Below are 12783 nucleotides of genomic sequence, written 5' to 3' on the forward strand. Positions count from 1 at the left end.
ATTGGACTGCGGTGTCCGCAACGACCCCATAGTTACGCGTTGTTGAAGTGCATGGCTTGAACCGCAGCGTGAGATCCATAGGGTGGAAATACCCGAGCGACAGGTTGGCAAACCGCAAGGTCTCCCGGCGGCGGCGCATGCCCCGTCGGTCTCTGCTAAGAAAAACGGCAATGCCGAAGCCACAAGACTGTGCAGGATTGCACGCAATGCATTGCTGCAATGCACCAATCGATATTCATCTTCCTGCGAAATATGCTACAACACACTCATCGAACGGCTTCTCCTCCTCCCATAGCCGTTCGATAGGGTCGACAACACTCCTCCTCCCAGTTGTCGATCGAGTTTATAAGCCCGACGGATCTCCTCCCCCGTCGGGCTTTCTCGTTTTCGGGATCTTCTGAAAATTGGGCTATTCGGCGTCGCTGTGCGACGAGCCGTTGCGGATTGCCGTCGAACTCAGGCCGGAGCGCGGTCCGTGGATGAAGGTCCAGGCCGGCGCACGCTTCTTCCAGAGAACACGCGCGTCATCCTCATCGACACGGGCGAAATCGAAGGTCCTGGCCATTTTCGAGGACAGGAACGAGAGCGTCGCGCCCGGCCGATCAATCACCGCGATCGGGAAGGTGCGGGCAATCTCCTGCCATTTCTGCCATTTGTGAAAGGTCTGCAGGCTGTCGGCGCCCATGATCCAGATGAAATGCACATGCGGATTGCGCGCCTTGACGCGGGCAAGCGTGTTGGCGGTGTAGCTGGTGCCGAGTGTCTGTTCGAAGGCGGTGACCTTGACGCGCGGATCGGCGGCAACGCGCTCGCTTTCGGCAATGCGCTCGGCAAGCGGAGCGAGCTGGTTGCGGCTCTTCAGCGGATTGCCCGGGGTGACCATCCACCAGAGCTGGTCTAGGCCGAGCCGCTTGAGGGCGATTTCAGCGACGAGGGCGTGGCCCTGATGCGGCGGATTGAACGAACCGCCGAACAGACCCACGACCATGCCGCGCTCGCTGTGCGGCATGCGGAGATAGTGCCGGTCCACATTCTCGGTCGTCACGTCAGGGCCGCGTCTGTCCGGCACCATGCACCCGATATTTGAAAGAGGTGAGCTGTTCGACGCCGACGGGGCCACGGGCATGCATCTTGCCAGTGGCGATGCCGATTTCCGCACCCATGCCGAACTCGCCGCCATCGGCAAACTGCGTCGAGGCATTGTGCAGCAGGATTGCCGAATCGACTTCGGTGAAGAAACGCGCGACGACGGCAGGGTCCTCGGCGATAACCGCCTCGGTGTGGTTGGAGGAATATGTCTGGATATGGGCGATGGCGCCCGATATGCCGTCGACGACGGCAACGGAGATGATCGCGTCGAGATATTCGGTCGACCAGTCCTCCTCGGTCGCGGGCTTCATGCCGGGGGCGACCTTCAGCACCGTCGGCGAAGCGCGGACCTCGCAGCCGGCCTCCGTCAGAACCTCGAGCAGCGGCGTCAGATGCGTGCCGATCGCGGCGCCATCGACGAGCAGGGTTTCGGCCGCGCCGCAGATGCCGGTGCGGCGCATCTTGGCGTTGACGATGATCCTCTTCGCCATCTCGATATCGGCCGAGGCATCGACATAGATGTGGCAAAGGCCTTCGAGATGGGCAAAAACCGGCACACGAGCCTCGCTCTGCACGCGGGCAACCAGACTCTTGCCGCCGCGCGGCACGATGACGTCGATCGCCCCGTCCAAGCCGCGCAGCATGGCGCCGACCGCGGCGCGGTCGGTGACCGGCACGAGCTGGATAGCATGCTCTGGAAGTCCCGCCGCCTTCAGGCCCTCGACCAGGCACGCATGGATAGCCTGCGATGAACGGCGCGAATCCGAGCCGCAACGCAGGACAACGGCATTGCCCGCCTTGAGGCAAAGGGCGCCGGCATCCGCGGTGACGTTCGGCCGGCTTTCGAAGATCACGCCGATGACGCCGAGCGGCGTGCGGACGCGCTTGATTTTCAGCCCGTTCGGCCGGTCCCAGGCAGCGATAACCTCGCCGACCGGATCGGCAAGGGCAGCGATGGCGCGGATTCCCTCGGCCATTTCGGCGACGCGTTTGTCGTTTAATGTCAGCCGGTCGACGAAGGAAGCGAGCATATCGGTGCCTTCGATGTCTTTCAGGTCCTTGGCGTTCTCGGCAAGAATATGCGTCTTATTCGCCAGGATCGCATCGGCCATGGCGTTCAACGCGCTGTTCTTGGCCTCGGTGGACGCAAAGCCCAGCGGTCGTGCGGCAGCCTTTGCCTTGCGGCCGATGTCGTTCATCAGCACGTCAATGTCAGGGTCTGGCGCAACGGTATCAAGCATAGCTCGCGTCCTTCTTCTGCCTTTCCGATTTCGATCCGATCTGCGCGGTCATTACCATGTCGTCGCGATGGACCATGGCGGCGCGCCCGGCATAACCGAGAATGGCTTCGATCTCCGCCGACTTGCGGCCGGCAATCCGACGGGCGTCGTCGGCATCGTAGCTTACCAGACCGCGGGCGATCTCGCGGCCGGCCGGGCCGATGATCGCCACCGTATCGCCGCGGCTGAAGAGGCCGGAAACGCTGCGAACGCCGGCTGGAAGCAGGCTCTTGCCGGCCCCGAGGGCCGCGACGGCGCCGTCATCGACATGCAGTTCGCCGGCCGGCTGCAGCTGCCCGGCAATCCAGGTCTTGCGGGCGGTAACGGGTGTGCCAGATGGCGCGAACCAGGAGGAACGCGCACCGTTTTCGATTGCCGACAGTGGGTTGTCGGTCTTGCCGGAAGCGATGATCATGGCGCAGCCTGATGCCGTCGCAATCTTGCCGGCATCGATCTTGGTACGCATGCCGCCGCGCGAAAGCTCGGAGGCCGCGCCTCCGGCCATTGCCTCGATCTCCGGGGTGATTTCAGCAATCGTTTCCAGGAACGTTGCGTTCGGATCGAGATGCGGCGGCGCGGTGTAGAGACCGTCGATATCGGAGAGAAGAATGAGCAGATCGGCGCCGGTCATCGTCGCGACGCGGGCGGCTAGCCGGTCGTTGTCGCCATAGCGGATCTCGCTGGTGGCAACCGTGTCGTTTTCATTGATGATCGGCACGGCGCCGATCTTCAAAAGCTGATTGATGGTGGCGCGCGCATTGAGATAGCGGCGGCGCTCCTCGGTATCGCCGAGCGTCAGCAGGATCTGGCCGGCGACGATCTCGTCGCGTGACAGGCTTTCCGACCAGGCGCGCGCCAGCGCAATCTGCCCGACGGCCGCCGCCGCCTGGCTTTCTTCCAGCTTCAGCGCGCCTGACGGCAGGTCGAGCACCGAGCGGCCGAGCGCGATTGCGCCCGAAGAGACGACGAGCACATCGATGCCCTTGGCCTTCAGGCCGGAGATATCGGCGCACATGGCGTCGAGCCAGGCTTTCTTCAGCCCGGCCTTGCGGTCGACCAGAAGCGCAGATCCGATCTTGATGACGATGCGGCGGTAGCGGCCAAGCGGCTTACGGCTGGTCATCGCCCTCGTCCCCACCCTTGTCCTCGCCCTCATCGGTGACGACCATGTCGCGATGGCGCAGCTTCGGCACCTTGGCCGGCTTCTCCTCGGTATTGGCTTCGACGATGATGTCGCGGAGTGCGCGCAGCACCTCGGTCATGCCCTTGCCGGTGACGGCCGAAATCTGGAACGGCGTCTTGCCGCAGGCCTTGGCCAATTCCTTGGTCTTCTTCTTCAGTTCGGCATCATCGAGCACGTCGATCTGCGACAGCGCCACGATCTCCGCCTTGTCGGTCAGATCGTTTCCATAGGCTTCGAGCTCGTGCTTGACCGTCTTATACGCCTTGCCGACCTTTTCCTCCTGGGCGGAGATGAGGTGGAGCAGCACGCGGGTGCGCTCGACATGGCCGAGGAAACGGTCGCCGATGCCGACACCTTCATGGGCGCCTTCGATCAAGCCCGGAATGTCGGCAAGGATGAATTCCCGCTCGTCGATGGTGGCGACGCCGAGATTGGGATGCAGCGTGGTGAAGGGATAGTTGGCGATCTTCGGCCGGGCCCGGGTGACAGCGGCAAGGAAGGTCGACTTGCCGGCATTCGGCATGCCGACGAGGCCGGCATCGGCAATCAGTTTCAGATGAAGCCAGATGGTTTTTTCTTCGCCGGGCAGGCCGGGATTGGCCCAATCCGGCGCCTGATTGGTCGAGGTCTTGAAGTGGGCGTTGCCGAAGCCGCCGTTGCCGCCATGGGCGAGGCAGTAACGCTGGCCTTCCACGGTCAGGTCGCAGATCAGCGTTTCCTGGTCCTCCTCGAAGATCTGGGTGCCGACCGGAACCTTCAGCGTCACGTCGCTTCCATTGGCGCCGGTGCGGTTCCTGCCCATGCCATGGGTGCCGATCGTCGCCTTGAAATGCTGCTGAAAGCGGAAATCGATCAGCGTGTTGAGGCCGTTAACGGCCTCGACCCAGACGTCGCCGCCGCGTCCGCCGTCGCCTCCGTCAGGGCCGCCGAACTCGATGAATTTCTCGCGCCGGAAGGAAACGCTGCCGCCGCCGCCGTCCCCGGACTTGATATAGACCTTTGCTTCGTCGAGAAATTTCATTTTACTTCCAATATTCAGTGGCGGTTGGACGGCCCGTCTTGGCCCATTCGATATAGGCGGTTCCGACGGAGGTCAAAGATTATCGTGAATTTCGCGAGCTATAACATACAGTACGGCTTCGGTCTCGACGGCAGATACGATCTGGCGCGCATTGCCCGGAGTCTCGAGGGGGCCGATGTCATCGCGCTGCAGGAGGTGACCCGCGGATTTTCCCGCAACGGTTTTGCCGACATGGTGGCCGATGTTGCAGCCTTCTTTCCCGACTATTTCTGGGTGTATGGGCCAGCCTGCGACATGCATGTCGAAGCTGATGACGGCGGGTTCCAGCCGGTGCGCGGGACCCGTTTCCAGTTCGGCAACATGGTGCTGTCGCGCTGGCCGATCCTCTCGACACGGACTTTGCTTCTGCCGCGCAGCCGGACGATCGGCATGATCAACCTGCAGCGCGGCGCAACCGAGGCGGTGATCGCCGCACCCGGCGGTGCGATCCGCGTCTACTGCATCCATCTCGACCATGTCTCCGCCGACGAGCGCATTCGCCAGCTGCAATTCTTGAACGCGCGTATCAATGCCTTCGTCCAGGAGGGTGGATCGCTGACCGGGGGTGGCGAATTTGATCTGCCGGAGCCGCCGCTGCCGGAGGATTACGTCATCATGGGCGATTTCAATTTGGAGCCGGAATCGCCGGAATATTGCGCGCTTGCCGGTGCCGGCGGCGGATATTACGGCCGCGTGGCGAGGATCGGTACGCCGGTCGACGCTTTTGCGGCGCTGGAGGCTTACTCTCCGGAGAGCTACAGCTGGATGGATCCCGAAGATCACGGCAAACGCATGCATCTCGATTACTGCTTCGTCAGTTGCGGCCTGGAGAGCCGGTTGAAATCCGCCCGGATCGATACGCTGTCCGTCGGCTCCGACCATTTCCCCGTCTGGGTCGAGATCGGTGATTGACGGAGACGCCACCTGTATGGCGGCGTCTCCTTTCTAGTCCTAGAGCATGATGTTGTCCGAAAACCGCATACACTTTTCGGCATCATGCTCTATCAGGCGACCTTCCGCGGCTGCAGCATGCCAGGCTGCAGCACGGTTTCGATGTGCGACACCATGGTGTTGCGGGCGAAACAATAGATTTCGCCGCAGCCCGTCATGTGGAAACCGAGCTTCTCCTGCAGTCGCAGCGAAGCCGGGTTGTCGGCAAAGACGCCGGAATGGATCGGCGTCTCCGGCATGCGGCGCGAAAAGCGCTCGATGATCGCCGTCACCGCCTCGCTCATATAGCCGCGCCGCCAGTAATAGCGGTTCAGCCAGTAGCCGAGGTGCCAGCGGCCGTGGCGCAACTCGATCGAGACGTTACCGATATGGACATCGTCCTTGCCGGTAATCGCCAGCGGCCAGTCGGGCAGGGTGCCCGAGGTGACCGGGATCAGCCAGTCCAGCGCATCCTGCCGGTCGAACGGCGCGGGTACGCGGGACAGCATGCGCGTGACCGCGAAATCGGAGAGCGATTCCGCGATATCAGGCGCATCGCTCAGCCTATGGGGGCGGAGCGTCAGCCGGGCGGTCGAGATAACAGGCGCGGGGCCGGGCATCATCGGCTTGACCTCAGGCCTTTGCAGCGCAGTCGTGCTCATGCGATGTTCCCCCAGCTTCTGAGGGACATCCAGGTCTTGCGGTCGAGCCTGTACCATTCGACCGGCACGTTGCTGCCGAGCGCCAGCGAGGCGGCGAGCCCCGAACCCTGGAACTGGAAGCCGCACTTCTGGATGACGCGGCGCGAGGCGACGTTCATTACCCGGCAACGGGCGTCGATCTGATCGACGTCCTGACGGGTCCTGAACACCATATCGACCAGGGCGTGGCAGGCCTCGGTCGTATAACCCTTGTTCCAATAGGGCTCGCCCAGCCAATAGCCGATCTCGACGGTCTTGCCGTCTGTCTGCGGTTCCACGCCGCAGCAGCCGATAAAGGCGCCGTTTTCGGCCTTGGTGATCGCATAGACGCACTTGCCAATCTCGCCATTTTTCGTGCGACGCACGAAGTCAGCAGCATCATCGGCGGTATAAGGGTGCGGCATACGCGATACCATGGTGGCGACTTTGGCGTTATTGGCGAGATGGGCAAGGGCGTCGATGTCTTCTTCGTGGGGCGCGCGCATGACGAGCCTTTCCGATAACAAGACAGGGCAATCGGTCCTTAACCGTTCCGGCCTCAGCCGCTCCGTGGAAGACCGCTGGTCTTCCTGGGGAGACCGTGATTGGTCTACCCTTAACAATTCGCCTTGCATGGTTCAGTCCTCCTTGAGGGGTAAAGAAAAAGGGGAGATGGCGCCCCATCTCCCCTGTTTTCTAGACTGAACCTGATACGGCCAGCCGGGTCGATGAGACGCCGGCTGTTTTTGAGCGCTACCGGCTTATTCCGCTGCTTCCGCTTTCGGCATGACAGACACGTAGACGCGACCGTTGGCCTTGGTTCGGTAGTTCACATTGCCGGCGGTAAGCGCAAAAATCGTGTGATCCTTGCCGAGGCCGACGTTGGAACCCGGATGCCACTCAGTACCGCGCTGACGCACGATGATGTTGCCTGCGATGACGGCTTCGCCGCCGAACTTCTTCACGCCAAGGCGCTTGGACTGAGAATCGCGACCGTTGCGCGATGAACCGCCAGCTTTTTTGTGTGCCATTGGAGTTCTCCTTTAAACCTTGTCCCGTTGATCTTACTTGGCAGCCACGATGTCCGTGATACGGACGACCGTGTGATGCTGACGATGGCCGCGCGAACGCTTCGAATTCTGACGGCGGCGCTTCTTGAAGGCGATGACCTTCTTGCCGCGGTTCTGTTCGACGACTTCTGCCTTGACAGAGGCGCCGGTTACGAAGGGCGCACCGATCGCAGCGTCGGCGCCTTCGCCGATCACGAGCACTTCGGTGAATTCAATGGAGTCGCCAGCGGTGGCTTCCAGCTTTTCGATGGTCAGCACGTCGTTGGCTGCCACACGGTACTGTTTACCGCCGGTCTTGATGACTGCGAACATTTTTTATCCTTTCATGTTCGTTCCAGCGCTCCCCGCTAATCCAGCAGGTGGCTGTCTTTTTATCAGTCGAAGTTAAGCAGGGATTTCAGAGGTCTAATCCTCGAACTCTTCCTGCCGGTGAAGCCCCGCGCGAGCGCGGGACGGCTAAGGCGCGGATTTCTCCAAACCTATTGCGCAGCCGAGATACGCGAGTGACAAAAAGGTGTCAAGGCAAAAGGATGGAATGCTTCGACTTTTCGGCTTGCCAGCCTGTCATTTGCCCGTTATGAGAACGCCCGCGCCGAACAAGCGCCGACCAGACCGCGGAGAGGTGGCAGAGTGGTCGAATGCACCGCACTCGAAATGCGGCATACCTGCAAGGGTATCGTGGGTTCAAATCCCACCCTCTCCGCCATTCGGCCTTCGACCGTAATGGGTGTCCGCGTCCTCCCTCTATCTTTCGATCTTCGGCGAAGCCTGCGTAGAAGCGGACGTCGAGATCGGCTGTCTCCTTGATCATCTGCGCTGACACGCCGCGCGGGCTCAAGCCGCGCTCGTCAGAGCCATATGCTGCAGCCCGGCGCTTGATGTGAGCGTTGCGCGACGGATTGCGGCCGGCGCCGAAACGGCCGTGCACCACGTCGCCCATTGCAGAAGCGCAGCGCACCCAAGATATAGGTGAGGAAAAAACGCGATCGTCTTCACCGCGAAAGTGCCGGGCGTGATGAGGTTGAAGGCCCATGAGCCAGGCTGTCACGGTGCTCATGGACGGGTGATTCTATAGATCAGCAAATTATTCAAATCCGCAAGTTTGGTTGCGGTCCTGTCCAGATAGTCGATGACCCCATCGTGATGCTCGATGAACAGCCGGCCCTCCTTGTCGGTGGCATTCTTGGCCACGCCGAACAGATCGGCGCCCTGTGCGCGCAGTTCCTCGATCTGCGCGATCGCGGTGGCGTCATCCGCAGCGAATTTCGACCATTCCGCATCACCTCCGCCAGGCGGGAACACCCAGCCGCGCGCCCTGCTGTAATAGACTGCGACGGGATCGCCGACCTCAGGGGCGATGGCGACGACAAGGTCGCCCGGTTGCGCCAACCGCGCCAGTTCCTCGCCAAGCAGCTTGCCGTTCATGGCGATTGGCTTCTTCATCGTTCTGACGAGGGGCAAGGTCGACCAGGCAAGCGCGATGGCCACGATGAAGATCGAGCGAAGCACCACCGCCGGCGTCAGAACGGTTCTCGACCCAAGCGTTGCCAGAAGAAGCGCGCCGTGGCCGCAGAACATCGCGATCGGCACATGGAAGATGTGAAAGTTCCATACGTTGCTGGTGATCTCGCCCGCCGCCGCCAGATAGAGGATGATGGCCGCAGTCAGCCAGACATAGGGAATGGCCGAAAGGCTGCGTTGCTTCGGGTCTTCGGCGCGGCTGAGTGGTATCCACAAGCCGACGGCCAGCAGCACCAGGAACGGATAGCCGTAGAACCACAAGACCGAGGTGTTCCATAAGGATTTGAAGTAGAACCTGTCCCTGACATATGTCCAGAAGCCGTAATCCCAGATATAGCCGCCAGTGCCGGCGACATGAAACGGCGGGTAGCTGCGGCCGAGGTAAATCGCCCAGCTGAAGTAAGCGCAGATGATGGCCAGGCTCAAAAGCCCCGACAGGAAAACCCAGGTCGCCTGCTTTCGCTTCTTCTCCAAAATCCAGCAGACCATCAGATAGAAGATGGCGGCGCCGGCAGCGATGCCTGGCGGCTTCGACAGCACGCCGAGCGAGAAGCTGACCGTGGCGAGCGGCAGGAGCCAGCCGCTGCCGCCGGCCCAGTATTTGGCGAACAGCCAGACACCAAGAGTGACCAAGGCCAGCATCGCGGGATCGGGAAGAAACGAGCTGTCGATCATGATCGCCGCCGGCATCAGCGCGTAGGCCAGCGCCGCCGCGTGGGCGTGCATCTCGCCCCAGCATAGCGCCGTCAGCCTGTGTAGCGAAAACACCGTCACCAGACCGAAGAATGCCGCAACCACGCGGCCGAACCAGTCGTGCCAGCCGAAGAGTTGGTAGAGCAAGGCTGTGAGATAGCTGACGATCTGGAACTCGCGGCCCTGATAGCTTGGTCCGGGCCCGGTCCAGCTGACCTCTGGAAAGAAGATGTTCCAGCTGCGCTGCTGGAAATTGTCGGCCATCATTGCAGTGCTTATCTCGCGCCAGCTGAAGCCGTCGACCAGCGGCAAGGTGATCTTGTGGAACCTGAAGACGATCGCAATAAACAGGATTCCCAGCAAGATCGCCGTGTTGAGGCTCAGGTAGTTGCGAGCAACCATGTCCCGGTCGGTCGTCTGCTGCTGACATTGCTGACCTTCGGCCCGATTCAATTTCGGGTCGTCGGTCATCTGAACCGTGTCCTCCCCGACCCCCGACGCGGCGCGATACGCGCCGTCATCGGATCGAGAGGAAGATTATCGAGAGGAAGATTAGGCTGAGCGGGATCTCGCCGCCGGCGCGGTCGGCTGCGGAGCGGCTCGTAGGCTTCACCGAGCAGCGGCTTGGAAGGCTTGCGGGGCGGCTTTGTCATGACGGCAGTTCATCAGCAATGCCTTAAAAAGCAATTAGCCCAGATTGATTACTGACTCCATCCCCCATGCGAACACAATAAGGGCATCGGCGAGACGGCTCACCTTGATAGTTTCTGTCGCTCAGCCAGCGTCAGTTGCCCAGCGCCTTCTTCGCCCAGACCTCAACCTCGTCACCGCTGCTCATGTCGGCTTGCACCAGCCCGTCGATCATGAAGGTCGGCGAGACATGGATGCCGTTCTGCCGGGCATATTTGCAGTGCCATTTGATTTCCCGGTCGAGATCCGGGATTGCGAAGGCTTCTTTCAGCTTGACGCCGCTGTAGGCTTCCAGGCGTTCGATGATCTGGTTCGGCGTCACATCCATATTCGGGCCGCCGGCATGACGCTCGAATTCGAACTCCTCGCGATGGGCGGCAATGGCAGCCATCACCTTCTTTGCTGTCTGCTTGCCACCTTCCAGCGTCGAGGCTGCGATGATGCAGCGGACGAGGACGCCCGAATACATATGCCAAGGTTGCGACTGCAGGCGGATCTTCACGGTGATCTTGTCTTCGCCGGCCTGGCTCAGCAGGTCATCGAGCTTTTTGAACGTTTTGACCGAATAGGGGCAAGTCGGTTCCAGAAAGGCTTCGAAGATGCGGGGTCCGTTGCCCCAAGTGAGCGGATCTGCATGCCAGGAAATGGTCGTCATGAAATTCCTCTCTGAAGGTAAAGCATCCGCAGCGACTTAGGTCACCTGGCTCCAGAAGCCATGCCTCTTGCCGTGCCGACGTTTGAGTTCTGTGACATAGGCGTCATGGGATCTTGTGTTGCCGAAGTCATTGATATGAGGCGCAAGCGATGCGCAGTCCGCAAGATGCCTCGCCGCATGCTTATAGCGGCTGGACCGGCCGCTATCGAGCGCGAAATCGATCATGGAGCGCAAGAGGATGGTTGCCGCAAGCGGATGTTTCTCCGCCAGAGCTTCGGCCGCCGGCGGCATCAGCTCATAGAGATTGCCATCCAGTTCCGCCTTCCGCCTCATCACGAGTTTCGCTGCCTCGGCGGGTGCCTGCCAATTCAGGAAAAATGTAAGCGCCTGGTGGACCTCCGGGAAAGCCTGGGCATAAGCGAATGCCTTCTCCTCTGCCTCCAGATCATCGAAGTCCGGCAGTCGCTTGAGGAAGGCGCGGAGATGCTGATCGTGCAGCGACTGCTCGAAGCACGTCCATCTATAGGTTTGAGCTTCCTCTCGCCGCCCCAGGGCCTCGAGCGTCTCGACGCGCGCGAGCTGCCATTCGAATGGCATGCCGGCCTGGCCTGTCGCATCGACCTCATTCAGCATCTCAAGTGCCTCCTCCGCCCGGCCCGCCGAGACCAGGCGATTGGCGATGTCGGCCGCAATCATCGGCATCTTGCGCGTTTTCTCGGGTTGCTGAGCGATGTAGTCATCAACATCGCCCTGGGCATCGGCAATTTCCTGCAAGGCTATGCGCACCGTCAGATCCTGGTGCGTGCCGTAGATCTCATCTTCGTAAAGGGGGCCTGCACTGCCCCAGCCGATGACCTCGCGCTTGTCATTAGCCGGCTTGTCTTTCGGCTCCTTGGACCATTGGACGAAGAGCGTTTTCAGGTAATCGAGACCATCCTTGCCGAGAGCTGGCGCCATCGCCGCAATCAGGTTGTCGTACTGGCCGTAATCATCGTCCTGCACGGCTTTGAACACCTTGTCGGCCAGCACATTGGAGTCGATCTTGGTGGACGCGGCGATTGCGGCAGCATCGTCGCAAGCCTGATGAAAACTTTGGATGAGAGAACTGCTGCTGTCGCTGGATCTCTCAAAAATCGGATTCGCCAGTGCGAGGAACTGCCATATCAGTTCGAACGCCTCCTGGGGATCATCGGCGGCAACCGTCTCTGCAATCGTCTTGCGCTGGGTTTCGAGATCGCTCTTCAGCGCTTTCACTTTGCGCCAGTTAATGACGGTGCGGGCGCGGGCAATGCTGGCAAGCCGCTTTCGCACTTCACGCGCCACCTCGACGCTTCCGTGATTGCCGGCAAGCTCCATTCGAAGCCGTCGCTTGTGGGCAGCACTGCCCATGCTGATCTCGATCAGCAGCTCGGCAAGGCGCTGCGCACCAAGGGATTCGAGATTCTTCGCATTGAGTGTCGTCTTGGCTGCCATCGGTCATCGCTGTCGTTTCTGCGATGACCCTATCCTGGAGGCGGTACGAGGCCAAGGCCTGGAAATGTGTGCACGGGATAATCCCTTGGCACCTTGGTATTAGCTAAAAACTAACGCTGCCTCGTAACGACTCCTAAAGCCGGTTTTGGCACCTTGTTGGCTGTCGAATATTGCTTCCAAATTTCTCGCTGGGGTTGATTATGAGTCATAATAAAGACGCCTGGGTCAGCCAGCGCGCTTATTCACTATGGGAATCGGAAGGCAGGCCGGATGGGCGTGGGGAAAGCCATTGGGCGCAGGCGCTGAGGGAGTTCGAGCAGCTGGAGCTGACGAAAGCCTCGCCTGATGGGAACGATCTCATCGAGAAGCTGAAGGCGGCCGGGCGGCTGATGCGGATCTATGACGAGGCGGCGCCGGCCGTCGAGAACGACCGGCAGATCAAGGCAGCTCGCTAGGCCG

At 60.9% G+C, this 12783-nt stretch carries 13 protein-coding genes and 1 tRNA gene; 3 read left to right on the forward strand and 11 right to left on the reverse strand.

The features are described 5' to 3' along the window. Nucleotides 1-409: 409 nt before the first annotated feature. From GR198_RS15945 to obgE, 4 genes are read right to left on the reverse strand one after another with little or no spacing between them, the layout of a single operon-like run. Nucleotides 410-1072, reverse strand: coding sequence for a nicotinate-nucleotide adenylyltransferase (locus tag GR198_RS15945; protein ID WP_077977989.1), 663 nt, complete (start codon nucleotides 1070-1072; stop codon nucleotides 410-412). Then, nucleotides 1047-2330, reverse strand: a complete 1284-nt coding sequence (locus GR198_RS15950) for a glutamate-5-semialdehyde dehydrogenase (RefSeq protein WP_164069238.1) — start codon at nucleotides 2328-2330, stop codon at nucleotides 1047-1049. The genes GR198_RS15945 and GR198_RS15950 overlap by 26 nt, the downstream gene beginning before the upstream one ends. Next, nucleotides 2323-3492, reverse strand: coding sequence for a glutamate 5-kinase (gene proB, locus GR198_RS15955; protein ID WP_164054652.1), 1170 nt, complete (start codon nucleotides 3490-3492; stop codon nucleotides 2323-2325). The genes GR198_RS15950 and proB overlap by 8 nt, the downstream gene beginning before the upstream one ends. Continuing rightward, nucleotides 3479-4573, reverse strand: coding sequence for a GTPase ObgE (gene obgE / locus GR198_RS15960; RefSeq protein WP_130686937.1), 1095 nt, complete (start codon nucleotides 4571-4573; stop codon nucleotides 3479-3481). The genes proB and obgE overlap by 14 nt, the downstream gene beginning before the upstream one ends. A gap of 84 nt (nucleotides 4574-4657) precedes the next feature. On the opposite strand from obgE, the gene GR198_RS15965 reads away from it, so the two are divergent. Beyond that, the gene (locus tag GR198_RS15965) at nucleotides 4658-5524 is read left to right on the forward strand and encodes an endonuclease/exonuclease/phosphatase family protein (RefSeq protein ID WP_029874661.1); all 867 of its coding nucleotides are present in this window, start codon (nucleotides 4658-4660) and stop codon (nucleotides 5522-5524) included. Nucleotides 5525-5616: 92 nt separating this feature from the next. Here GR198_RS15965 and GR198_RS15970 read toward each other — a convergent pair whose 3' ends face one another. From GR198_RS15970 to rplU, 4 genes are all read right to left on the reverse strand, one after another. Then, complete coding sequence (locus tag GR198_RS15970) at nucleotides 5617-6204, reverse strand: GNAT family N-acetyltransferase (RefSeq protein ID WP_029874662.1); 588 nt, start codon at nucleotides 6202-6204, stop codon at nucleotides 5617-5619. Next, nucleotides 6201-6857 (reverse strand): GNAT family N-acetyltransferase, encoded by a 657-nt coding sequence (locus GR198_RS15975; RefSeq protein ID WP_003543911.1) that lies wholly within the window; start codon nucleotides 6855-6857, stop codon nucleotides 6201-6203. Before GR198_RS15975 ends, GR198_RS15970 begins: the two co-directional genes overlap by 4 nt. 126 nt (nucleotides 6858-6983) lie before the next feature. After that, nucleotides 6984-7253 carry a 50S ribosomal protein L27 gene (gene rpmA, locus GR198_RS15980; RefSeq protein ID WP_003543909.1) on the reverse strand — a complete coding sequence of 90 codons (270 nt, stop codon included), beginning with the start codon at nucleotides 7251-7253 and terminating at the stop codon, nucleotides 6984-6986. A 33-nt stretch (nucleotides 7254-7286) separates the two neighbouring features. After that, nucleotides 7287-7604: a 50S ribosomal protein L21 gene (gene rplU / locus GR198_RS15985; protein WP_003543907.1), complete on the reverse strand. Its 318-nt coding sequence runs from the start codon at nucleotides 7602-7604 to the stop codon at nucleotides 7287-7289. 304 nt (nucleotides 7605-7908) lie between these two features. Between rplU and GR198_RS15990 the strand changes: the two genes are divergently transcribed. Further along, nucleotides 7909-7998: transfer RNA gene (locus GR198_RS15990), tRNA-Ser, on the forward strand. Nucleotides 7999-8345: 347 nt separating this feature from the next. Here the strand turns inward: GR198_RS15990 and GR198_RS15995 are convergent. The 3 genes from GR198_RS15995 to GR198_RS16005 form a co-directional block, all read right to left on the reverse strand. Next, nucleotides 8346-9977: an ArnT family glycosyltransferase gene (locus tag GR198_RS15995; RefSeq protein WP_029874663.1), complete on the reverse strand. Its 1632-nt coding sequence runs from the start codon at nucleotides 9975-9977 to the stop codon at nucleotides 8346-8348. Nucleotides 9978-10290: 313 nt separating this feature from the next. Next, nucleotides 10291-10851 carry a DsbA family protein gene (locus GR198_RS16000; protein ID WP_029874664.1) on the reverse strand — a complete coding sequence of 187 codons (561 nt, stop codon included), beginning with the start codon at nucleotides 10849-10851 and terminating at the stop codon, nucleotides 10291-10293. A gap of 36 nt (nucleotides 10852-10887) precedes the next feature. Beyond that, a complete protein-coding gene (locus GR198_RS16005) occupies nucleotides 10888-12324 on the reverse strand; it encodes a DUF6880 family protein (protein ID WP_029874665.1) in 1437 nt (478 codons plus the stop codon). 200 nt (nucleotides 12325-12524) lie between these two features. Between GR198_RS16005 and GR198_RS16010 the strand changes: the two genes are divergently transcribed. Further along, the gene (locus GR198_RS16010) at nucleotides 12525-12779 is read left to right on the forward strand and encodes a DUF2934 domain-containing protein (protein ID WP_018448355.1); all 255 of its coding nucleotides are present in this window, start codon (nucleotides 12525-12527) and stop codon (nucleotides 12777-12779) included. Nucleotides 12780-12783 lie beyond the last annotated feature (4 nt).

It is taken from the genome of Rhizobium leguminosarum, assembly GCF_010668065.1.
GTDB lineage: Bacteria > Pseudomonadota > Alphaproteobacteria > Rhizobiales > Rhizobiaceae > Rhizobium > Rhizobium leguminosarum_S.

Bases quoted from the DNA above. Each gene is read 5' to 3' on its own strand.
- GR198_RS15945 (WP_077977989.1), bottom strand. From the start codon at position 1,072: ATGGTGCCGGACAGACGCGGCCCTGACGTGACGACCGAGAATGTGGAC.
- GR198_RS15950 (WP_164069238.1), bottom strand. From the start codon at position 2,330: ATGCTTGATACCGTTGCGCCAGACCCTGACATTGACGTGCTGATGAAC.
- proB (WP_164054652.1), bottom strand. From the start codon at position 3,492: ATGACCAGCCGTAAGCCGCTTGGCCGCTACCGCCGCATCGTCATCAAG.
- obgE (WP_130686937.1), bottom strand. From the start codon at position 4,573: ATGAAATTTCTCGACGAAGCAAAGGTCTATATCAAGTCCGGGGACGGC.
- GR198_RS15970 (WP_029874662.1), bottom strand. From the start codon at position 6,204: ATGAGCACGACTGCGCTGCAAAGGCCTGAGGTCAAGCCGATGATGCCC.
- GR198_RS15975 (WP_003543911.1), bottom strand. From the start codon at position 6,857: ATGCAAGGCGAATTGTTAAGGGTAGACCAATCACGGTCTCCCCAGGAA.
- rpmA (WP_003543909.1), bottom strand. From the start codon at position 7,253: ATGGCACACAAAAAAGCTGGCGGTTCATCGCGCAACGGTCGCGATTCT.
- rplU (WP_003543907.1), bottom strand. From the start codon at position 7,604: ATGTTCGCAGTCATCAAGACCGGCGGTAAACAGTACCGTGTGGCAGCC.
- GR198_RS15995 (WP_029874663.1), bottom strand. From the start codon at position 9,977: ATGACCGACGACCCGAAATTGAATCGGGCCGAAGGTCAGCAATGTCAG.
- GR198_RS16000 (WP_029874664.1), bottom strand. From the start codon at position 10,851: ATGACGACCATTTCCTGGCATGCAGATCCGCTCACTTGGGGCAACGGA.
- GR198_RS16005 (WP_029874665.1), bottom strand. From the start codon at position 12,324: ATGGCAGCCAAGACGACACTCAATGCGAAGAATCTCGAATCCCTTGGT.
- GR198_RS16010 (WP_018448355.1), top strand. From the start codon at position 12,525: ATGAGTCATAATAAAGACGCCTGGGTCAGCCAGCGCGCTTATTCACTA.